This window comes from Paenibacillus alba (genome assembly GCF_013204855.1).
In the GTDB taxonomy this organism is placed as follows: Bacteria; Bacillota; Bacilli; order Paenibacillales; family NBRC-103111; genus Paenibacillus_E; species Paenibacillus_E alba.
Genome location: NZ_JABMKZ010000003.1, coordinates 638,747 through 661,842 on the forward strand (window position 1 = coordinate 638,747; position 23,096 = coordinate 661,842).

Below are 23,096 nucleotides of genomic sequence, written 5' to 3' on the forward strand. Positions count from 1 at the left end.
TTGGAGCAAGGGGTGATCGGAATGAAGCAGAGAAAAATCCCTCTGAGAAAATGCGTGGCCTGCCAGGAAATGATGCCGAAGAGGGACTTGATCCGCGTCGTCAAAACGCCGGAAGATGACATTCTCATTGATCTCAAAGGGAAGAAGTCTGGGCGCGGTGCCTACTTATGCGGTAAAGTTTCTTGTTTTAAATTGGCAAAGAAAAGCAAAGCCCTGGATAGAGCCCTTAAGCATGCCGTAGGCGCTGATATTTATGATCAATTGGAGCAAGATTTTATTCGAGTTGAAGATGAATTCCTCTCTTCGAAAGAGGAGGAGTCTGAAGACGATGAATCCTAAATTTCTCTCCCAATTGGGCTTGGCGATGCGGGCGGGTAAGCTGGTTACCGGCGATGAAGGTGTTTTTAAAGCAATTCGCGCAGGTGAAGCTAAACTTGTCATTATGGCGGAAGATGCATCGGCTAATACACGTAAGAAATTTCAAGATAAATGCCTATTTTATGGGGTTAAACTCATGGAAATCGGTACGAAGTATGAATTGGGTCGCAGCATAGGAAAAGAAATGCGTGTCACCATAGGTGTATTGGACGGAGGCTTCGCGCAGATGCTGCAGAAGAGTCAAGATAATCCTGCGGAGGTGAAACATATTGACCAATAAACAAGACAATAAGGACAAAACGCGCGTATATGAATACGCAAAAGCGCTCAATATGAGCAGCAAAGAGATTATTACCATTCTCAAACGTTTAAACATTCCTGTTAACAATCACATGAGTGTAATGGAAAATGATGCAGTAAGCAGTGTAGAAAAGTTTTTTCGCGATATCAAAGCCAATGCGGCTGCCAAACGAGCAGCTACGGACGGAGGAAATGTGAGTTCATCTACGACGAATCAGAACCCTGCATCGCAGGCTCCAGCACAAGAGAATAAAGGTGCAGCAACTCCGGCTTCAAGCCCAGTTGTTTCAGAACAGACTAGCAGCAGCACAACAACTAATGGTGCAGTGACACCACAGCAAGGACAATCTACGTCAAACACGACGAGTCGTCCTGCACAATCGCAACGTGATCATCGCCCAAGCGGCCAAGGATCATCACAAGGCGGACAACGTCCAAGCAGTCAAGGCCAAGGTGGCCAACGTACAGGTTACCAAGGATCCAATCCAGGCGGACAACGTCCAAGCGGTCAAAGCCAAGGTGGCCAACGTACCGGGTATCAAGGTTCTAATCCAGGCGGACAACGTCCAAGCGGCCAAGGATCTAGTCAAGGTCAAGGCCAACGTACGGGCTATCAAGGTTCCAACACAGGTGGCCAACGTCCTGCAGGTTCAACTGGCGGATACAACAGCCAACGCCCAAGCGGCGGTCAAGGCTACAGCCAGGGTCAAGGACAAGGCGGAGCTCCACGCAGCAATAGCAATTATGCTGGAGCACGTCCAAGTCAAGGGACTGGCGGAGCTGGAGCTGGCGGCGGCCAAAGTGCAAACAGCAGCCGTCCACAAAATGCGGGTCCTAACCGCAGCGCAGGCCCAAGCCGTCAATCGAAGCCGTTCGACAACCGCAATAATAACCAAAGCGGAAGACCGGTTGTTCAAGAAGCTAAACCTCAGTTCCACGTAGGAGCTACGGCAGCTGAGTTGGATGAAGCAGCAGCGAAAGCTGGCGTTATTACAACGAAGAAATCCAAGCCTACGCCAAAACGTTTCGATGATAACCGTTCCGGCGGAAATCGCGGACCAGGCGGTAACAACCGAGGTAATCAACGCGGCAACAACCGCGGCAGATATCAACAAGAAACTGTCAAAAAAGAAAAGATCGACAACACACCTAAGAAGATTATCGTTCGTGGCAGTATGACGGTTGGTGAAACAGCTAAATTACTTCACAAAGATGCTTCTGAAGTTATTAAAAAGCTGTTATTCCTGGGTACGATGGCAACTATCAACCAAGAACTTGATTTGGAAGCCATTCAATTGGTTGCTTCTGAGTTTGGTGTTGAGGTTGAAATCAAAATCAAAGTCGAAGAAGACAACTTTGAGACTTTCGAAGAAATCGATGATGAGGCTGATCTGTTAGAGCGTCCACCGGTTGTTACGATTATGGGTCACGTCGATCACGGTAAAACGACGTTGCTCGATGCTATTCGTAAAACAAGTGTTACCGAAGGTGAAGCGGGTGGTATCACGCAGCATATTGGTGCCTATCAGGTTGAAGTCAACCATAAGAAAATTACGTTCTTGGATACACCTGGTCACGAAGCATTTACAACGATGCGTGCCCGCGGTGCGCAAGTGACCGATATTACGATTATCGTTGTTGCAGCAGACGACGGTGTTATGCCACAAACCGTAGAAGCAATTAACCATGCGAAAGCGGCTGGCGTTCCTATCATTGTAGCTGTGAACAAGATTGATAAAGAAGGCGCGAATCCGGATCAAATCAAGCAAGCTCTTACGGCTTATGAATTGGTACCTGAGGAGTGGGGCGGCGATACGATCTTCTGTGAAATTTCCGCGAAACAACGGATCGGGCTTGAAAATCTCCTAGAGATGATCTTGCTTGTAGCAGAAGTTCAAGAATACAAAGCTAACCCGAACAAACGTGCAAGAGCTACGGTCATTGAGGCTGAGTTGGATAAAGGCAGAGGGCCAGTTGCTCGTATCCTGATTCAACACGGTACATTGAAAGTGGGAGACAGTTTCGTAGCCGGTGTATGTTTCGGCCGTGTTAGAGCAATGGTCAATGACAAAGGCAAGCGATTGAAAGAAGCAGGTCCTTCAACGCCGGTTGAAATTACGGGTCTTACCGAAGTTCCACAAGCTGGGGATCCATTCCTTGCTTATGAGGATGAGCGTAAGGCAAGAGACATTGCAGACCGCCGTGCCGTAGCACTTCGCCAATCGGAGATGACAGCTAATTCACGCGTGACATTGGATGACCTCTTCAAACACATTAAAGATGGCGAAATTAAAGATCTGAATGTGATTATCAAAGGTGATGTTCAAGGCTCCGTAGAAGCACTGAAAAGCTCCCTTGAGAAAATTGAAGTCGAAGGCGTTCGCGTTAAAATTCTTCATAACGGTGTTGGTGCTGTTACAGAGTCCGATATTATTCTGGCATCTGCTTCCAACGCAATTATTATCGGATTCAACGTTCGTCCAGAGCCTGCTGCGAAAGCAACAGCTGATCAAGAGAAAGTGGACATTCGTCTGCATAACATCATTTACAACGTAATTGAAGAAATCGAGCAAGCCATGAAAGGGATGCTGGATCCAATCTTCAAAGAAGTTGTTCTTGGTCAAGCGGAAGTTCGTAATGTGTTCAAAATTACGGGTTCAGGCACAATTGCTGGCTGTATGATCATATCAGGCAAAATTGCTCGTAACGCGCAAACTCGCTTGATCCGTAGTGGCATTGTTGTCCACGAAGGTAAAATCGATTCCTTGAAACGATTCAAGGACGACCAAAAAGAAGTTGCACAAGGTTACGAATGTGGTATATCTCTGGAGCGTTATCATGATATTAAAGAGGGCGACATTATTGAAGCCTTCATCATGGAGTCCGTTGAGAGGTGATGACAAATGGCTAGAGTTCGTGTAGGTCGAGTTGGCGAGCAAATTAAGAAAGAATTAAGCCAGATCGTACAATCCGAATTGAAAGATCCGCGTATTGGCTTCTTGACTGTTACTGGTGTAGAAGTGACGAACGATTTATCCTTAGCTAAAGTGTATCTTAGCGTAATGGGTACAGATGAACAGAAAGAGGGCACTTTGAAGGCTCTTTCTGTAGGCACTGGGTATATTCGTTCTGAGCTGGGCAAACGAATTCGTTTGCGCAAAATTCCGGAATTGCAGTTTAAGTTCGACGCTTCAATCGACTACGGAAGTCATATCGACAACTTGCTTTACAAGCTCAATCAGGAAGGGAATTCAAATGTATGAGCAGTGGAATGAAGCATGCCCCCGAATATAGTCAGCAGCTGGCAGCAGCCGCTGCATTTATCGAGCAGCATGATGATTTCTTGGTGGTATCTCACATCCAACCAGATGGAGATGCCGCCAGTTCCACGTATGCCATGGGATGGATTCTAAACCAGTTGGGCAAAACCTTTACGATGATCAACGAGGGCGCCATGCCCTCCAAATTTTCCTATTTACAGGGAAGCGATCAAGTGTTGAATTATAATCAAGAGCTACCAACAAGGTTTTATCAAACCATTATAAGTGTAGATTGTGCTGATTTCTCCAGAATGGGTAGGATCAGCACTCTTTTTGATGACCAAGTGCAGCTGCTCAATGTCGATCATCACCCGACGAACGATAGATTTGGTTCCTGTCATTTGATCAAGCATGATGCCGCGGCTACGGTTCAAATTTTATATGACTTAGCGATACATATGGCGTTATTGCCTGATTTGGATTTCGGTGACTGCATCTATACGGGTTTACTGACGGATACAGGCGGATTTCGCTATTCCAATACATCACCGGAAGTGATGCAAATGGGCGCAACCCTACTGGCACTTGGTGTAAAAGGCGCTGATATAGCCGAACAAGTGTTGGAGAGAGTCACCTATTCGCAGATTGTACTTCTTCAAAAAGCGCTCTCTACCTTATCCTTTGCACATGATCGCAAACTAGCGTGGCTTGCTGTATCTCTGTCAGATTTAGAATTAACAGGAGCTTCAAGTGACGATTTGGATGGTTTAGTTAATTATCCACGCAATGTGGAAGGTGTAGAAGTAGGGATGTTATTTAAGGAGAAGGCTGTTGGTGTAATTAAAGTAAGTCTCCGTTCTTCAGGGCTTGTTGATGTTGCAGCGATTGCGCAATCCTTGGGTGGAGGCGGTCATGTGCGAGCATCAGGCTGCACAATCCACGGTACGCTTGAAGAAGCTGTCACCCAAATGGTGCAGGAAGTAGGGAGCAAGCTGATATGACGTTAGAAGGCATTTTGCCTGTTTGGAAACCGGCCGGATTCACATCTCACGATGTTGTTGCTAAAGTCAGAGGGATTTTAGGCATCAAACGAATTGGTCACACAGGCACATTAGATCCTCAGGTAACTGGAGTTTTGCCATTATGCATTGGTAGAGCTACTCGAATGGTAGAGTATATTCAAGAGCTTCCTAAGGAGTATGAGGCGTATCTTCGGATTGGTCTTTCCACAGATACAGAAGATATGACAGGCACTGTGATGGAAGAAGTTGCTGAAGTTAAGCTGGATGAAGCGAGGATCCGCGAAGTTCTTCGCACGTTTGTTGGAGAAATCGAACAAATTCCACCGATGTTTTCGGCGGTTAAGATAGATGGCAAACGGCTCTACGAAATAGCCCGCGAAGGCAAGGAAGTAGAACGGAAATCACGCAAAGCAACCATCCATCAGCTGGATATTCTTCAAATGGACCTGCAACAGAACCATCCCGAAATTCAATTTCGTGTTTCATGCTCCAAAGGTACTTATATCCGAACATTATGTGTGGATATCGGCAAAGCACTCGGCTATCCTGCCGTTATGAAGAGTCTGATCCGAACTTCAACAGGGAGTATTCGCCAAGAGAAATGCTTGACTTTTGAGCAGATCATTCAGTTGAAGAGTGAGGGAGATCTGCAGTCACATATGATTCCTATGGATGAGGCGATTGCGCATATTCCTGCTATTGAACTTTCCGCCCAAGAAGCTGTGCATGCACTGCAAGGAAAGAAGATTACAGGGCTAGCCAATCCTACAACGATTCTTGTAGATGCTTCACAACATATTGTCCGTGCTTACTCGCCGGATCAGCGTTTTCTTGGTCTGTTTGAATGGAAAAGTGCTAGCCAAACCCTGGTCCCGGTCAAGGTTTTTCTCTAGTATCAATGTCAGGGACAGGTTGAAATGGGCAGGTGAATATAAACGTATGCAAGTAATTCCAATAACTTATCCTATTGATTTCGATGCTTCGAGCCTGTTTGTAGGCGAGCAAGTAGTGGCAATCGGTGATTTCGATGGTGTTCATATGGGGCATCAAGAAGTCATTGGACGAGCCTTGCGCACCGCGAAGAAGCTGGGATTGCCAACAGCCATTATGACCTTTCACCCTCATCCCAGAGCGGTTATGGGTCAAGATAAATATGTGGATTTGCTCACGCCGATGAGAAAGAAAATGGAGATGTTTGCCTCTCTCGGTGTGAGTCATACTTATATCGTTACCTTCGATGCCTCGTTAATGCGGTTATCTCCTGAGGAATTCGTGGATCAAGTACTGCACCGACTTGGCGTTGACAGTGTGATATGTGGGTTTGATTTTACATTTGGTTATCAAGGCAAAGGCAACCCAGATACGCTCTGTGAGCTGAGTCATGGGAAATTTTCAGTAGAAGTGGTGAGACCCTTTCATATGGATGGCGAAAAAGTTAGCAGTACTCTCATTCGTGAATCATTGCAGCAAGGGGATATTGACACAGTTACGAGACTTCTTGGACGTCCCTATAGTATTAGCGGCATCGTTGTCGATGGAGCCAAGCGGGGAAGAACGATTGGATTTCCGACTGCCAATCTTCAATTGGATGAATCGTATGTCGTCCCTACCAACGGCGTTTATGCGATTAAAGCTTCACTAAAAGGGGAAACCTACAAAGGTGTTATGAATATCGGTATCAAACCGACCTTCACGACAGGCGAATTAAAGCCTTCCTTTGAAGCGCATTTATTTGATTTCTCTGATCAAATTTATGGCGAGCATATGAGCGTGGAATTAATCGCTTTTCTTAGACCGGAACGCAAATTCTCCTCCATTGATGAATTGGTTGCTCAAATCAAGCAGGATGCCGAATTGGCGAAGCAGAAATTATAAACGTTCCTAGGAAACAAGCATTTACTTCTATTAGGCGATTATGATATACTAAATAACGTTGCCAAAAGAAACGAATCTTTCTGGCATGAACCTTAGCTTGGATAGACGCTATCATCGGCGATTTCTAGGCTAGCGGGGATACAATAGAATTTAGGAGATGAACCAATCATGGCATTAACACAAGAGCGCAAAACGCAACTGATCCAAACTCACAAAGTACATGATACCGACACTGGGTCACCAGAGGTACAAGTAGCAATTCTTACTGAGAACATTGTCAACCTGACTAACCACTTGCGGACACACAAGAAAGATCATCACTCCCGTCGTGGCTTGCTCAAAATGGTAGGACAACGCCGTAAATTGCTAGCATACGTGAAGAACAAAGATGTGAGCCGTTACAGTGCTTTGATCGAGAAGCTTGGTTTGCGTCGATAAAACCGACAATGAGAAGCAACCTGTTGCTCCTTTGCTGGGCTTGATAAAGCTTCAGCAAAGAGTGACAACAAGGTTGCTTTTTCTTGTATTTTTAAAACGGAAAAAGAAGGAAATACTAGACAATGCGCAGAAATAGAGGATGACTGTGCAAGTTGTCAAACACATATGGAATGAGAAATTCCTTAGGAGGATTTTATGGAGAAAAGGGTACAAATGGAACTTGGCGGTAAACCGTTCATTCTAGAAACGGGTCGACTAGCCAAACAAGCCAACGCGGCAGTAACCGTGCGATACGGTGATACGGTTGTGCTTAGTACAGTTACAGCGTCCAGCGGGCCGAAAGATTTGGATTTCTTTCCGCTCACGGTTAATTATGAAGAAAGATTATATTCCGTTGGTAAAATCCCAGGTGGATTTATTAAACGGGAAGGACGTCCAAGTGAGAAAGCTATTCTCTCCAGCCGTCTAACCGATCGTCCGATTCGTCCTTTATTCCCGGAAGGTTTCCGGAATGACGTGCAAATCGTTTCCATCGTGATGAGCGTGGATCAGGAATGTCCGCCCGAAATTGCGGCAATGATCGGTACTTCAGCTGCACTTGCTATTTCGGATGTTCCTTTCAATGGACCTGTAGGCGGTGTGATTGTTGGACGAGTTGATGGACAATTCGTCATTAATCCAACTGGAGAGACAGCAGAGAAAAGTGATATTCACTTGACGGTTGCTGGAACGAAAGACGCGATCATGATGGTTGAAGCAGGAGCGAATGAAGTTTCTGAGGAAGTTGTTCTTGAAGCTATCATGTTCGGTCATGATGAAATCCGCAAAATCGTTGCTGTGATTGAAGAACTGGTCGCTCAAGCTGGTAAACCGAAAATGGAAGTTAAGCTACATACCGTTGATGCTGAGGTTAACCGTGCTGTTCGTGAATTCGCACAAGCTAGATTAGTGGATGCGATCAAAATTCCGGAGAAGCATGCGAGACAAGAAGCGATTGATATCGTGAATGCGGAAGCTGTGGAACATTTTACGGCACTTTATGAAGAAACACCTGGTCTATTGGGTGACGTGAAAGAAACGCTTTATGACATCGTCAAAGAAGAAGTGCGTCGTTTAATTACGCATGATAAAGTAAGACCAGATGGGCGTAAACCAGAAGAAATTCGCGCGATTGATTGCGATATTGATCTGTTGCCGCGTACACACGGTTCCGGTTTATTCACGCGTGGACAAACGCAAGCGCTTAGCATTTGTACATTAGGTGCTTTAGGCGATGTGCAAATTCTGGATGGGTTGGATCTGACAGAAACCAAACGTTTCATGCATCATTATAACTTCCCACCGTTCTCCGTTGGTGAAGCAAGACCGCTTCGTCCACCAGGCCGTCGGGAAATTGGACATGGCGCTTTAGGGGAGAGAGCTCTTGAGCCTATCATTCCTAATGAAGTTGAGTTTCCATACACGATTCGTCTCGTATCTGAAGTATTGGAATCGAACGGTTCGACTTCCCAAGCAAGTATTTGCGCAAGTACGTTAGCACTTATGGATGCTGGTGTTCCAATCAAAGCTCCAGTTGCTGGGATTGCTATGGGTCTGATCAAAGACGGAGACCACTTCTCCATTTTGTCCGATATTCAAGGGATGGAAGATCATCTTGGCGATATGGACTTCAAAGTTGCGGGAACAGCTGAAGGGATAACAGCTCTTCAAATGGATATCAAAATTGACGGTATCGATCGCAGCATTCTGCAGCAGTCTTTGCAACAAGCCAAAGAAGGCCGTTTGCACATTTTAGGAAAAATGGTATCCCGTATTTCGGAGCCTAAGAAAAACCTTTCCAAATATGCGCCGAAAATTCTGACCATGAACATTAATCCGGACAAAATCCGTGATGTTATTGGAGCAGGCGGTAAAATCATCAACAAAATCATCGAAGAAACTGGCGTGAAAATTGATATCGAACAAGATGGCCGTGTCTTCATCGCTTCATCCAATCAAGAGATGAACGAAAAAGCGCGTTCCATTATTGAAGGCATCGTTCGTGAAGTGATCGTTGGCGAAACGTACCTCGGTACAGTTAAACGTGTTGAGAAATTCGGTGCATTCGTCGAGATTCTGCCAGGTAAAGAAGGATTGGTTCATATTTCGCAAATTTCCACAGAGCGTGTAGCTAAAGTGGAAGATGTTGTGAACATTGGAGATCAAATCACAGTAAAAGTAACAGAGATTGACCAACAAGGAAGAGTAAATCTTTCTCGCAAAGCAACATTAACTTCGCAAGTCCCGGCCCAATCCTAAGCCGCGTGACTTGTGAAGTCCCCTTCATAGTTTTGGACAAAGAGTCAGATCAATCTGTCTCTTTTTTGCTTTTACCTGGGTATAGACATGCTTGTTCTATTCTTGTCCTTTTCTGCATAAAATCAGGAAATAAGGATGGGGGGACCTCGACATGCTCTATAAAAAGTGGCTTCTACTTGGAAGTTTTTTTGCCATGGTTCTACTCGTCATTCAGACTATTCCTGATATAGGAACATATATTCTTACTGTGAAATATAAGCCATCTTCTTATGTAACGAAGACCAACTGGCAGGATGAAGAGGCGCTTCCTGTATTTGCCGCGAGTTCTTCCAAAGGAGAAAAACAAAACAAATTAAGCCCCTCGCAATTAATGGATACAATCCATAAAGAAGCAGCAAACCGCAGGATTGCCCCGATAAATGCACGAATTGATCCCGTATGGAAAGCGATACCTGGTTATAATGGACTGGAAGTCGATATCGATGAAACGCTTAAGCTGGCCGAGCATCATCTCACACCTGGCAAGATTAACTATGTGATGAGAGAAGTTGAGCCGGCTATTCAATTGAGCGATCTTGGTCCGACACCTGTGTTTAAAGGAAATCCCAAAAAGCCGATGGCGTCATTGATGATCAATGTGGCCTGGGGCAATGAATATTTGCCGAGCATTTTAGAAACACTTCGCAAAGAAAATGTACACGCGACTTTTTTCTTTGATGGCTCTTGGTTGAAGAAAAACGTAGAAATGGCCAAAACGATACAGAGCGAAGGCCATGAAATATCGAATCATGCGTATTCGCATAAAGATATGAGAAATATAAGTCGCAGCAAAGCGGTAGAAGAGATTTCCAAAACAGAAGATTTGTTGAAGCAGCAATTAGGTGTGAAAAATACGCTGTTTGCACCACCTTCCGGATATTTTAATCAAGAAACCGTTCAAATAGCCTCTGAATTTCATTTGCAAACCGTACTGTGGACCTTCGATACCATCGATTGGAAAAATCCTGGAGCAGATCGAATTATTCAACGGCTTACTACGAGCATTGAACCAGGTACTTTAATTTTGATGCATCCAACTTCTTCATCCAAAGAAGCACTGGCTGGAATGATCCGTGTTATCAAGAATAAAGGACTAACCATGGGGACAGTATCGGAGCTTTTATCCTCTAAGAGGATCCCTGATGGGGGTCAATTAACGAAATAAACGGGTGATTAGGGCACAAAGTTGAGTCGTTGGCACATTTTTGTTAGACTGAGTAAGTATAATTGGGGAATAGGATTTTACGTGCTACATTTTGAGGAGGAACCTTGGTGATTAAATACCGCTTACATAATGGATTGCGAGTCGTCATGGAAGAAATTCCTACATTTCGATCGGTCACTTTCGGAATTTGGGTAAAGACGGGCTCACGCAATGAGTCTCAAGAATTGAACGGCATTTCGCACTTCATTGAGCATATGCTGTTTAAGGGGACAGAGCGTCATTCAGCGAAAGATATTGCTGAGATCTTCGATGGTATCGGAGGGAATGTGAATGCATTCACATCGAAGGAATACACTTGCTATTATGCCAAAGTGTTAGATGAACATCTGCCACTTGCGATGGATGTGCTCTCGGACATGTTTTTCCATTCCTCTTTTGACGAAGGGGAGTTGGAGAAAGAAAAGAAAGTCATTTACGAAGAAATTTCCATGTACGAAGACACGCCTGACGATTTGGTTCACGATTTATTGGCGAAGGCTTCTTATGGTTCACATCCGTTAGGCTACACCATTCTGGGGACAGAAGAAAATCTGTCCAAAATGAAATCCGATGATGTCCGAAGCTATATGAAACAGCATTACAATACAGAGAATACGGTACTTAGTATTGCTGGAAATATTGACGATAGCGTTCGGGAATTGATAGAGAAGCATTTTGGTGAATTCGCAACGGCAGGCGTTGAAACGAGTTATGATGCGCCCGATTTCATTGGTGATTTGATTTTCCACGCCAAAAAAACAGAACAAAATCATATTTGTCTCTCATTGCCCGGACTTTCGCTGCAAGAGGAGAACTTGTATCCTATGGTACTTCTCAATAACGCGATTGGCGGAGGCATGAGTTCCAGGCTGTTTCAAGAAATCCGTGAAAAACGCGGGCTCGCTTATTCGGTGTATTCGTATCACTCCTCCCATATCGATAGTGGGATGTTTACAATCTATACGGGTACAGCACCGAAGCAAACGCAAGAAGTGCTTGAAGTGACGATGGAGCTCCTCCAAGATATTGCGTTGAAAGGCATGACGGATTCCGAACTGAAGAAAGGCAAAGAGCAGCTGAAGGGCAGCTTGATACTTAGCTTAGAGAGCACGAGCAGCCGGATGAATCGTTTCGGGAAAAATGAATTGATGACAGGCAAGCATTATAGTCTTGATGAAATGATTGAGCGCATCGAAAGCGTTCAAATGGAACATATTCGCGCTTTAACGAAATCCTTGTTCGCGACACCTTTTGCATTATCCATGGTCGGAAATTCGGATGATGTCATCAACGGCTTCAGGAGGGATCAGCTTGTCTCTCTCTAAATATGAAGTCCAAATTAAACGCGTTGCCGGTCAGGAAGATATCCTTCTGCCCCAAAAAATGTCCGAGGCAGCCAGTGGATTTGATCTGCATGCCGCCGTTAGTGAGCCAGTTGTGCTGGCTCCGGGAGAGCGTAAGCTGATTCCAACCGGTTTTGCGCTCAGCATGCCGCCGGAATTGGAAGCGCAGATCCGCCCGCGAAGCGGCCTTGCTTTTAAACACGGCATTACGACGCTGAATTCTCCGGGAACCATCGATGCTGATTACCGCGGTGAAGTGAAGGTTTTACTGATTAACCTCGGTCAGGAGCCATTCACGATCGGGCGGAATGAACGTATTGCTCAGATGGTATTCCAGATTGTGCCGCAAATCCAGCTTGCCGAAGTTTCTGAATTAACAGAAACGGTGCGTGGAGCAGGCGGTTTCGGTCATACAGGACGTTAAACCGAGCTTGCCACATAGATCAAGAAACATAGACCATCTTCCAAGCGGAAGGTGGTCTTATTTGTTGTCAATCAAGTATAGAAAGGAATAGCACCCATCTTTAGGCGAACGCATACTATAACGTATCGAAACGGACCGAGAAAGGGGTGTAAGCAAGAATGCTTACTGGGATTTCGGTTGCATTTATGGGCGGGGACGCCCGGCAACTAGAAGTAATTCAGAAATTTACGGAGTTAGACGCAACAGTGACATTAATCGGCTTTGATAATCTCGGGAGGCAATTCAGCGGCGTCTCCAGTGCGAAGCTTAATCCTGATCTGCTGCAAACAGTGGACGTACTGATATTGCCTGCTGTAGGTACGGATGATTCAGGACAAGTGGAATCTGTGTTCTCGACTGAAGAGATGAAGCTGACAGACGATCACATGGCATCACTGCCTAAACATGCCAAGGTGTATACAGGGATGGCCAAAAGCTTCCTGAAGAAGCTTTGTGCTGCGCATAACATTGAACTCGTTGAATTATTTGAACGGGATGATGTAGCCATTTACAACTCCATTCCGACAGCTGAGGGCGCGCTTATGATGGCGATCCAGAATACGGATATTACCATTCATGGGTCCGTTTGTATGGTGTTAGGGTTTGGCCGCACCGGTTTTACAATGGCCAAAACATTGCAAGGATTAGGGGCAACCGTGAAGGTTGGCGTGAGGAAGCCAGAGCATTTTGCAAGGGCGTGGGAGATGGGTTTTCAGCCTTTTTATACAAAAGACTTGTACCCGGAAGTGGGGAATATTGACTTGCTTTTTAACACAATTCCGACTATGATAGTCACAGCGCAAGTTATTACCAATATCCCGCATCGCGCGCTCATCATCGATTTGGCTTCCAAACCCGGCGGAACGGACTTCCGATTTGCCGAGAAAAGAGGCATTAAAGCGATGCTGGCGCCCGGTTTACCTGGCATCGTCGCCCCCAAAACAGCTGGCCGCATCATGGCGAACACGCTTAGTCAGCTGATCGAGGAAGACTTCAAAGACAGGAGCGATGTGGAATGAATTGGCAAGGGAAAACGGTCGGTTACGCGTTAACCGGTTCTCACTGTACGCTGGAAGAAGTCATGCCTCAGATTAAGAGATTTGTAGATGCAGGTGCTCGGGTGATCCCTATTGTTTCCAATACGGTTATGACAACGGACACACGTTTTGGCAAATCTGCCGATTGGCAGCAGCAAATCAAGGATATTACAGGGAATGATATTATTTCTACCATTGTAGCTGCGGAACCACTAGGCCCTTCCAAGCTGCTTGATGTCATGGTCATTGCGCCATGCACAGGGAATACGACTAGTAAACTAGCAAATGCAATGACAGAAAGTCCTGTATTGATGGCAGCCAAGGCGCAAATGAGAAATTTGCGGCCACTCGTTTTAGCTATTTCCACCAACGATGGACTTGGTCTAAATGCGATGAATATTGCAAAGCTTCTTACCACCAAAAACATTTATTTTGTTCCTTATGGTCAAGACGCCCCTGGAGCGAAGCCAAATTCGTTGGTTGCTCGTATGGACTTGATTATGGAAGCATGTGAAGCGGCTTTGGAAGGTAAGCAATTGCAACCCATGATTATTGAGAGATTTCAATATTAATGCATAGATAATTCTTGAAGGGGAGAGACCAGCATATGTCCAACCAGAAGCTTTTTAATGTTGCCGTTGTAGGCGCTACAGGCGCTGTAGGGGAACAAATCATCCGACTATTAGAAGAACGGAATTTCCCCATTAAGGAATTAAAATTACTTTCATCGGCCCGTTCAGCTGGGGTAAAGCTGCCTTTCAAAGGTCAAGATATTGTCGTTCAAGAAGCAACCCCAGAGAGCTTCCAAGGCGTGGACATTGCGTTATTTAGCGCGGGCGGGGATGTAACGAAGGCATTAGCACCTCATGCCGTTGAAGCAGGTACGATCTGTATTGACAATACAAGTGCGTACCGTATGGATCCAGATACACCTTTGGTTGTCCCAGAAGTCAACGTTGAGAAAATCAACGAGCACAAAGGAATCATTGCGAATCCGAATTGCTCCACCATCCAAATGGTAGCCGCATTGAAGCCGTTATATGACCGTTACGGCATTTCTCGGGTAATTGTTTCTACGTATCAAGCCGTATCCGGCGCTGGTGCCAAAGCGATTAACGAAATGTTGAGACAGTCCAAAGAAGTGTTAGCAGGCAACGATGCCAAACCTGACATTTTGCCTGTTGGCTCATTGCCGGTGAAACACCAAATCGCTTTTAATGCGATTCCGCAAATCGACAAGTTTCTAGATAATGGTTTTACAAATGAAGAAATGAAAATGATTCTTGAAACCAAAAAGATTATGGGCGATGAGTCCATTGAAGTTACAGCAACTTGTGTTCGAATTCCTGTTGTTTACGGACATTCCGAATCTGTTTATGTGGAATTAAAAGAGGACTTCGATATCGAAGAAGTCAAAACGCTGCTTGCTAATGCGCCAGGAATTGTTCTTGTTGACAATCCGGCCGAGCAGCAGTATCCTCTTGCAACGGATGCAGCCGGTAAATTGGAAACTTTCGTTGGACGTGTACGCCGCGATCTAAGCAACCCTAAAGCGCTAAATATGTGGATTGTTTCAGATAATCTGCTAAAGGGTGCAGCTTGGAATGCTGTACAAATTGCTGAATATATTGCTATAGAGCAATAAATCAGCATACTGCGATGTTCAACATGCAGTGAATATGGGGGAAACTCATGCGAATCCTTGTTCAAAAATTCGGAGGTACTTCGCTTTCCACGGCATCTGCTAGAGAACACGTTATTGGACATATTCAAGACGCACTAAGCTATCCCTATAAGTTAGTTGTTGTGGTATCTGCGATGGGAAGAAAAGGAGAACCCTATGCGACGGATACGCTCCTTGATCTAGTTCGAAAGAACGGAGAGGGGCTGCCAGCGAGGGAACTCGATATGCTCATGGGCTGCGGAGAATTAATCTCTGCAGTGCATTTGTGCAGTCTTTTACAAGCAAGAGGCATTCGATCAACTGTTTTGACTGGTGGGCAAGCTGGCATTCAGACGAATGAGGAATACGGCAACGCCAAGATTATCGCCATGCAGCCTAATCGGATTCTTGAATTATTGGAGCAAGATCAGGTTGTTATTGTTACTGGGTTTCAAGGCAAATCAAGCCAAAATGAGCTGACAACCTTAGGTCGTGGCGGTAGTGATACTTCGGCTACGGCTCTTGGTGCGGCGCTTAAGGCTGAAATCGTTGATATTTTTACAGACGTGAATGGGATCATGACAGCGGATCCAAGAATTGTTGAAGACGCCAAACCTTTAGTTCGTGTGAGCTTTGCAGAAATCTGCAATATGGCTCATAATGGGGCGAAGGTCATACATCCTCGTGCTGTTGAGGTTGCGATGCAGGCGAATATTCCTATACGCGTTCGCTCCACATTTTCCAAAGACGAAGGGACCTTGGTCACCGCTTCTGACAGTTTGCCAAGTGAACCCAACCAAGTAAGAGATCGCTTCGTAACAGGAATTGCTCATTTTACGAATATCACACAGATTCAGGTTGCTGCTGTAGAAGGTCACTTCGACCTTCAGCTTCGTGTATTCAAGACAATGGCTCAGCACCAAATCAGTGTTGATTTTATAAACGTGAATCCATCCGCCGTCGTATATACGGTATTTGATTATGAAGCAGACAGAGCGCTTAAGCTGCTGAGGGGTCAAGGCTACGAGCCGAAGGCAATGAGTGGTTGTGCGAAAGTTTCTGTCATTGGCGGTGGAATGAACGGTGTTCCAGGGATTATGGCTCATATTGTTGAAGCTTTAACTGTAGAAGATATCCGTATCCTTCAGTCAGCCGATTCCAATACGACGATTTGGGTGCTTGTTCAAGGCGAAGATATGATTAAATCCGTTAAAGCATTACATCATAAATTTAATTTATCCAAGTAAAACAGAAGATTCTGGAGGTGTAAACGGTGGATTTTGGAAGAGTAATCACAGCAATGGTCACTCCGTTTGATGAGCAATTGCAAGTCAATTGGGACCAAGTAGAACCACTTATCAACTATTTGATTGAAGAACAACAATCAGATAGCCTTGTTATTTGCGGTACCACTGGAGAGGCGCCTACATTAACAGACGATGAGAAACTTAAACTTATTGAATTATCCGTTCGTTACACACGCGGCCGCTGCAAAATTATCGCAGGAACTGGAAGTAATGACACCGCACACACCATACATTTTTCTCAAAAGGTAGAGAAGCTGGGTGTCGATGGTATACTCATCGTTGCTCCTTACTATAACCGTCCGTCTCAGGAAGGGTTATTCCAACATTTCAAAGCAGTGGCTGAGTCTGTTCAGACAGCCGTTATTTTGTATAACGTGCCTGGACGCACAGGTGTCAATTTGGATGCGGAGACGACTATTCGTCTTTCTCATATTTCGAATATTGTTGCAACCAAAGATTGCGCCAATACGGATCAGTTGACTCGCATTGTGGCTGAAGCAGCTCCTGGATTCCTTGTATATAGCGGGGATGACAGTAGTGCTTTGCCGGCTTTAGCGGTTGGCTGCCAAGGAATTATCAGTGTTGCGAGTCATGTGATTGGAAAAGAAATGCAATCTATGATAAAGTATTATTTAGAAGGCAACGTTCAGCAAGCTGCTGAACTACATCGTAAGCTCCATCCTGTTTTTACTGGCATCTTCCGTGTACCGAGTCCTGCGCCAATTAAGCATGCTCTTGCACTGAAAGGCATTCAAACAGGAGGCGTAAGACTTCCGTTGGTTCGCGTATCCGAGCAAGAAGGACAATTCATCCAATCACTTTTTGTATGATAACGCCTAATGAATCGGTGCTTCCGGCATCGGTTTTCTTTTTTTGGGGAAACTAATGTAATCGGTATTAACTTGTATTTGTAGTTTTTTTTCATGTATAATGGTTGCAAGTGACTAGTTCGGTTTTTCATTTAAAATTCGTCGTCCAATCTAAGAAGGAGGTATATTCTTGTCCAAAAAAAATATTGATAAACTTTTGATCTTCGCTCTTGGCGGCGTGGGCGAAATCGGAAAAAATATGTATTGCGTTCAGTATGCGAACGATATCATCGTCATTGATAGTGGATTGAAATTTCCAGAGGAGGACATGCTGGGGATTGACATTGTCATTCCGGATATCGGGTACTTAACAGAGAATCGGGATAAAGTACGCGGAATCATTATCACGCATGGCCATGAAGATCACATCGGCGGCTTACCTTATGTGTTGAAGCACCTTAATGTTCCCTTGTATGCCACTAAATTAACCATGGGACTTATCGAAGCTAAACTGAAGGAAGCGAATTTGCTTGGAACTACGAACAGAATTCTGATTAACTCGGAATCCGTTCTTTCCTTAGGTGTTCTTACAGCATCTTTCTTCAAAACGAATCACAGTATTCCTGACTCTGTCGGGGTGGCTCTGGATACACCAGAGGGTGTTGTTGTTCATACTGGAGACTTTAAGTTTGATCAAACACCTGTGAACGATCAATACGCCGACTTGCATCGCATGGCAGAAATCGGGAAGAAGGGCGTACTTGCCTTGCTTTCAGATAGCACCAATGCGGAACGTCCTGGTTACACAGGATCCGAGCGCAGTGTAGGGATTGAAATTGAAGAAGTATTCCGTAAAGCTAAGCAAAGAGTTGTTATTGCGACATTCGCATCGAACATTCACCGTGTTCAACAGGTGTTTGATGCTGCCGCAGCAACAAATCGTAAAGTAACAGTAATTGGTCGTAGTATGGTTAATGTCGTTTCCATCGCTAGCGAGTTAGGGTACTTGCACATTCCAGATGGTATGTTGATTGAGCCAGAGGAAGTAAACAAGCTTGCTGCTGACCGCGTTGTTATCCTTTCTACAGGAAGCCAAGGAGAGCCAATGTCTGCTCTCACAAGAATGGCGCGTTCCACTCACCGCAAAATTGATATTTTGCCAGGTGATACGGTCATTATTGCGGCAACTCCGATTCCGGGTAACGAGCGTTATGTAGGTCGCACAGTTGATGAGCTATTCCGAATTGGCGCTAACGTCATTTACGGCCCAGGTTCTGTTACTGGGGTTCACGTATCGGGTCACGGCAGCCAAGAAGAATTGAAATTAATGCTCAATCTGATAAAGCCTAAGTATTTTATTCCGATTCATGGCGAATATCGCATGCTGCGTCAACACGCCATTCTTGCCGAATCTGTCGGTATTCCTAAAGAAGATATTTTTATGTGCGATATTGGCGACACTGTCGAAATTCAAAATGGCGCTGCTCGTAAAGGTTCCAAAGTTCAAAGCGGCAACATTTTGATCGATGGACTGGGCGTTGGAGATGTAGGCAACATTGTGTTGCGTGATCGGAAGTTATTGTCGCAAGACGGTATTCTTGTGGTTGTCGTTACACTCAGCAAACAAGATGGCAAAATTTTATCCGGACCGGATATCATCTCACGCGGATTCGTCTATGTACGCGAGTCTGAGGGCCTCTTGGAAGAAGCCAATCGTATCGTAACGAATACATTAACGAAACTTATGAACGAAAATGTAAATGAATGGGCATCTTTAAAAACAAATGTCAAAGATGTTCTCGGACGTTTTTTATATGAACAAACCAGAAGAAGACCAATGATCCTTCCAATTATCATGGAAGTCTAGGCTCGAACAGTCACTTGAACCTATGCAAATAGTAAAACCCTCTCCTTTGCTGGAGAGGGTTTTTTTCATTTGTTTTGAAGGGGGATTCGATGCATGAAAGCTGGCAAATTTATTCATACTATGGGAGATTATGATCCGTACATGCTTATGAATCCAGTTTACAATAGCAGTACGATAAGGGGGACTAACGATGGCAGAGCCAACAGGACCGAAACAGCAGGAGCCGGAAACCGAGGAGGGGAAAAAGAACCCTATCCTTGAGAATATTCAACAGTTAGGTCAAACCAATACGCTTTCAGGCGAATCTAATATTTTTTGTCTAACCATTATTGGACAAGTCGAAGGGCACATCGTACTCCCGCCGCAAAATAAGACGACCAAATACGAGCATTTGATTCCTCAGCTCGTCGCGGCGGAACAAAATCCGAAAATTGAAGGTGTCATGATTATCCTCAATACTGTGGGAGGAGACGTTGAAGCAGGGTTGGCGATAGCGGAAATGGTAGCGACACTATCCAAACCTACGATTGCCTTGGTACTAGGGGGAGGGCACAGTATAGGGGTTCCGATCGCGGTATCAGCGAATTATTCCATCATCGCGGAAACCGCGACGATGACCATCCATCCCATCCGATTAAATGGTCTCATTATTGGGGTGCCGCAAACATTTGAGTATTTGGATAAAATGCAGGAACGTGTCGTTCGATTCGTTACGAAACATTCCAATGTCACTGAGGAAAAGTTTAAAGAACTCATGTTCAAGACGGGGGAGCTAACAAGAGACATCGGGACAACAGTTATTGGCATTGATGCGGTGAAATATGGTCTGATTGATCAAGTAGGCGGCATTGGAGATGCAATTCGAGAGCTGAATAAACGGATAGAAGACAAGAAAGCTTCTTCAGGTGGAGGTTTGGTGCAATGATCCATTACTCGGTCGTCCCCATGGAAGTTATTTTTGATGGGATGGAATCGTACGCTCCGAAATATTTAGAGGTGGAGCAAGGGGGGATTTCTATGCAGATAGAACCGATCGATGGGTTTCAGGCACGGATCGTTCGATTGTACAGCTGCAATCCTCAGGATTATTTGAACAATCAATATGCCCCTGGCACTATTATTTCTTATAGTCCTGTGGCGGAGAAGCATTTACCTATTTAAAGCGCTGTTCCTGTATCATCACTCAAGTCCAATATGGTATAATGTGGACTCGGGGGTGACAAGCGTGGCGAAACGCAAGAAAAAAGGCAAGCCTATAAAAACGAGCTTGTTATTCGAATTATACGGTATTCTCATTTTGATATTCTCTGTAATTGCACTTGCTCATCAAGGGCATGTTGGGAATTCGTTGATTTATCTTTTCCGCTTTTTTGTGGGAACGTGGTACTCGTTAATTCCGTTGATTTTCATATACATAGCCCTATATGCAATGATTAAGAGAGCGTGGCCAGAATTGGTCACAGTTAAGAAGGCGGGCATCTTACTGTTTATTCTTGGTCTCTTGATCAAAAATCAAATTGATTTATTTGCTCAGCTGTACCCTGATGGCGGTTTTGCATCGGGTAAGATCATCTCTTCGACCTGGGAAGCCATGTTGGAAGGGCTGAATCCTACAGAGGCTGGAAGAGCGGCATTGGAATATGGAATCGGCGGCGGTATGGTAGGGGCTGTGCTGTATAGCATTTTGTATTTCTTGTTTGATTATTTAGGTGCAAGATTGATTCAATATGCTCTATTTGTTATGGGCTTTATCCTAGCAACAGGGATTTCTTATGTAGATATCGGCAATGTCATTAGGGGCCGTTTCAGTAATGTCGGCCAGAATTTTAAGGACAGGATGAAAGAATGGCTGCAGGATCGTGATGCAAGACAACCTCAGGCAGCTACAGCCGGTGCAAGTGAAAGGAAAGCCAAGAAATCCGTTTACGTACCCGTTGATGATGAATTTGATGAAGAAGTGTTCCAACCCGTAAAACGAACAAAGAAATCACCGATATTAATGGAACTGCTTCGTCCGATAAAAGAAGGTCGGAAGAAATCAGCGGCTAAAGAGAACGAGTCCGAGATGGATACTGATTTGAATGAGGCGAATGATGAGGGTGTGGAGGAGAAGGTTGTCTACCAAACACCTGGCGCACAAGCGGAATCAGCAGCGGAGCATGAGGATCAGCCTGTCACACCGATTATTCGGGACTTTCAAGAGCAAGTGTTTCAAGAAGCTCAGCAGGTTGTTCAACCATCGGCAGCTTCAATACCAAGTCAGCCTGCCATGCCGCAAACAGCCAAAGGTGCTGTAGAAGGACAGGATGACGAGCCAATTACGTTGGAATTTCAAGAGAACGCGCCAATTGTCCAAACGCGGCCTTATGAAATGCCTTCCCTTGATTTACTTGCTAAGCCAGCCGTTGGCAAAGGCAGTGAAATGTCGGACTACAAAGCAAACGCAAGAAAACTTGAAGCAACGTTAGAGAGCTTTGGCGTCCGTGCTAAGGTGCTCGAGGTCGTCAGAGGACCGGCAGTCACACGCTACGAGATACAGCCTGACGTTGGGGTAAAGGTCAGCCGAATTGTATCTCTGACGGATGATATTGCTTTGGCGCTAGCTGCTAAGGATATCCGGATGGAAGCGCCGATTCCAGGTAAAGCAGCCATCGGCATCGAAGTGCCGAATCTGGAAGTTTCCGTTGTAACGATGCGCGAAGTTATGGAAACGTCAGCATTTCAAGAATCAAGCTCCCGTCTGTCGGTCGTCTTAGGGCGTGATATTTCTGGTCAACCGATCGTCGGCAATTTGGCGAGAATGCCCCATTTGCTTGTAGCCGGTGCAACAGGATCAGGTAAATCCGTATGTATTAACGGGATCATTACGAGTATTTTGTATAAAGCAAAGCCAAATGAAGTGAAATTTCTCATGATCGATCCGAAGATGGTAGAGCTGAATGTTTATAATGGCATTCCGCATCTATTGGCTCCGGTTGTGACGGATCCACGCCGAGCATCTCTTGCTCTGAAGAAAGTTGTCGTCGAGATGGAAAAGCGCTACGAGCTCTTCTCGAAGAGCGGCACCCGGAATATCGAGGGTTACAACGCCATGCTAGTAGAGAGCGGGACCGCAGCTCCATTGCCTTACTATGTCGTCATTGTGGACGAGTTGGCTGATTTAATGATGGTTGCGGCGAATGACGTGGAAGACTCGATCTGTCGTCTTGCTCAAATGGCGCGTGCTGCAGGTATCCACTTAATCATTGCAACCCAACGACCTTCCGTTGACGTTATCACTGGGGTCATCAAAGCTAACATCCCTTCACGTATCGCTTTCGGAGTATCCTCTCAAGTGGATTCACGAACGATTCTGGATATGGTTGGCGCGGAGAAGCTGCTTGGCCGTGGCGATATGCTTTACTTGCCTGTAGGCGCATCCAAACCGGTTCGGGTGCAGGGGGCATTTTTGTCTGACCAAGAGGTTGAGCATGTTGTAGGCTTTGTACGTACTCAAGAGCAGGCTAACTATCAAGAAGAAATGGTTCCGCACGTGGAAGAAATGCCGGAGCAGCAGAATGAATTTGAGGACGAGCTGTATGATCAAGCTGTTCAAATTGTGCTCGAAGCCAAGCAAGCTTCTGTTTCTCTGCTTCAGCGGCGAATGAGAGTTGGTTATACACGTGCAGCCAGACTAGTGGATGCCATGGAAGCTAAAGGCGTTGTAGGTCCTTATGAGGGAAGCAAACCCCGTGAGGTCCTGATGTCTATTGAACAATATCACCATAATCGTATGAGTTCTTAACTCAAATAT

21 protein-coding genes are annotated in these 23,096 nt (G+C 45.2%); all 21 read left to right on the plus strand.

Going from position 1 to position 23,096, the window contains the following annotated elements; translation table 11 throughout:
- Nucleotides 1–21 precede the first annotated feature (21 nt).
- The 21 genes from rnpM (at nt 22) to HQN90_RS06685 (ending at nt 23,087) form a co-directional block, all read left to right on the plus strand.
- Nucleotides 22–339 carry an RNase P modulator RnpM gene (gene rnpM / locus HQN90_RS06585; RefSeq protein ID WP_173216981.1) on the plus strand — a complete coding sequence of 106 codons (318 nt, stop codon included), beginning with the start codon at nt 22–24 and terminating at the stop codon, nt 337–339.
- Nucleotides 329–658: a L7Ae/L30e/S12e/Gadd45 family ribosomal protein gene (locus HQN90_RS06590; RefSeq protein WP_246362090.1), complete on the plus strand. Its 330-nt coding sequence runs from the start codon at nt 329–331 to the stop codon at nt 656–658. Before rnpM ends, HQN90_RS06590 begins: the two co-directional genes overlap by 11 nt.
- On the plus strand, nt 648–3,575 hold the full coding sequence (gene infB / locus HQN90_RS06595) for a translation initiation factor IF-2 (protein ID WP_173216983.1): 2,928 nt from the start codon (nt 648–650) through the stop codon (nt 3,573–3,575). Before HQN90_RS06590 ends, infB begins: the two co-directional genes overlap by 11 nt.
- Before the next feature lie 6 nt (nt 3,576–3,581).
- Entirely contained in the window at nt 3,582–3,941 is a 360-nt protein-coding gene (gene rbfA / locus HQN90_RS06600) for a 30S ribosome-binding factor RbfA (RefSeq protein WP_173216984.1), read from the plus strand.
- Nucleotides 3,938–4,939, plus strand: coding sequence for a DHH family phosphoesterase (locus HQN90_RS06605; protein WP_246362091.1), 1,002 nt, complete (start codon nt 3,938–3,940; stop codon nt 4,937–4,939). Before rbfA ends, HQN90_RS06605 begins: the two co-directional genes overlap by 4 nt.
- Nucleotides 4,936–5,853, plus strand: a complete 918-nt coding sequence (gene truB / locus HQN90_RS06610) for a tRNA pseudouridine(55) synthase TruB (RefSeq protein ID WP_173216985.1) — start codon at nt 4,936–4,938, stop codon at nt 5,851–5,853. The genes HQN90_RS06605 and truB overlap by 4 nt, the downstream gene beginning before the upstream one ends.
- Before the next feature lie 46 nt (nt 5,854–5,899).
- On the plus strand, nt 5,900–6,835 hold the full coding sequence (locus HQN90_RS06615) for a bifunctional riboflavin kinase/FAD synthetase (protein WP_079408974.1): 936 nt from the start codon (nt 5,900–5,902) through the stop codon (nt 6,833–6,835).
- Between the two features lie 168 nt (nt 6,836–7,003).
- Nucleotides 7,004–7,273, plus strand: a complete 270-nt coding sequence (gene rpsO / locus HQN90_RS06620) for a 30S ribosomal protein S15 (protein ID WP_029195252.1) — start codon at nt 7,004–7,006, stop codon at nt 7,271–7,273.
- 195 nt (nt 7,274–7,468) lie between these two features.
- Nucleotides 7,469–9,571 (plus strand): polyribonucleotide nucleotidyltransferase, encoded by a 2,103-nt coding sequence (pnp, locus tag HQN90_RS06625; RefSeq protein ID WP_173216986.1) that lies wholly within the window; start codon nt 7,469–7,471, stop codon nt 9,569–9,571.
- Nucleotides 9,572–9,722: 151 nt separating this feature from the next.
- Complete coding sequence (locus tag HQN90_RS06630) at nt 9,723–10,775, plus strand: polysaccharide deacetylase family protein (protein ID WP_173216987.1); 1,053 nt, start codon at nt 9,723–9,725, stop codon at nt 10,773–10,775.
- Between the two features lie 107 nt (nt 10,776–10,882).
- Complete coding sequence (locus HQN90_RS06635) at nt 10,883–12,139, plus strand: insulinase family protein (protein ID WP_173216988.1); 1,257 nt, start codon at nt 10,883–10,885, stop codon at nt 12,137–12,139.
- Entirely contained in the window at nt 12,126–12,581 is a 456-nt protein-coding gene (gene dut, locus HQN90_RS06640; protein ID WP_275942529.1) for a dUTP diphosphatase, read from the plus strand. The genes HQN90_RS06635 and dut overlap by 14 nt, the downstream gene beginning before the upstream one ends.
- A gap of 158 nt (nt 12,582–12,739) precedes the next feature.
- On the plus strand, nt 12,740–13,639 hold the full coding sequence (gene dpsA, locus HQN90_RS06645; protein ID WP_173216989.1) for a dipicolinate synthase subunit DpsA: 900 nt from the start codon (nt 12,740–12,742) through the stop codon (nt 13,637–13,639).
- A complete protein-coding gene (locus HQN90_RS06650; protein ID WP_079408980.1) occupies nt 13,636–14,229 on the plus strand; it encodes a dipicolinate synthase subunit B in 594 nt (197 codons plus the stop codon). Before dpsA ends, HQN90_RS06650 begins: the two co-directional genes overlap by 4 nt.
- A 35-nt stretch (nt 14,230–14,264) precedes the next feature.
- On the plus strand, nt 14,265–15,302 hold the full coding sequence (locus HQN90_RS06655) for an aspartate-semialdehyde dehydrogenase (RefSeq protein ID WP_173216990.1): 1,038 nt from the start codon (nt 14,265–14,267) through the stop codon (nt 15,300–15,302).
- 47 nt (nt 15,303–15,349) lie between these two features.
- Nucleotides 15,350–16,567 (plus strand): aspartate kinase, encoded by a 1,218-nt coding sequence (gene dapG / locus HQN90_RS06660; RefSeq protein ID WP_173216991.1) that lies wholly within the window; start codon nt 15,350–15,352, stop codon nt 16,565–16,567.
- A gap of 26 nt (nt 16,568–16,593) precedes the next feature.
- Nucleotides 16,594–17,457, plus strand: coding sequence for a 4-hydroxy-tetrahydrodipicolinate synthase (gene dapA / locus HQN90_RS06665; RefSeq protein ID WP_173216992.1), 864 nt, complete (start codon nt 16,594–16,596; stop codon nt 17,455–17,457).
- Nucleotides 17,458–17,626: 169 nt separating this feature from the next.
- The gene (locus HQN90_RS06670; protein ID WP_079408984.1) at nt 17,627–19,303 is read left to right on the plus strand and encodes a ribonuclease J; all 1,677 of its coding nucleotides are present in this window, start codon (nt 17,627–17,629) and stop codon (nt 19,301–19,303) included.
- Nucleotides 19,304–19,493: 190 nt separating this feature from the next.
- Entirely contained in the window at nt 19,494–20,228 is a 735-nt protein-coding gene (locus HQN90_RS06675; protein ID WP_079408985.1) for a ClpP family protease, read from the plus strand.
- Nucleotides 20,225–20,464 carry a YlzJ-like family protein gene (locus tag HQN90_RS06680; protein WP_173216993.1) on the plus strand — a complete coding sequence of 80 codons (240 nt, stop codon included), beginning with the start codon at nt 20,225–20,227 and terminating at the stop codon, nt 20,462–20,464. Before HQN90_RS06675 ends, HQN90_RS06680 begins: the two co-directional genes overlap by 4 nt.
- 64 nt (nt 20,465–20,528) lie before the next feature.
- Nucleotides 20,529–23,087 carry a DNA translocase FtsK gene (locus tag HQN90_RS06685; RefSeq protein WP_338042282.1) on the plus strand — a complete coding sequence of 853 codons (2,559 nt, stop codon included), beginning with the start codon at nt 20,529–20,531 and terminating at the stop codon, nt 23,085–23,087.
- Nucleotides 23,088–23,096: the final 9 nt, after the last annotated feature.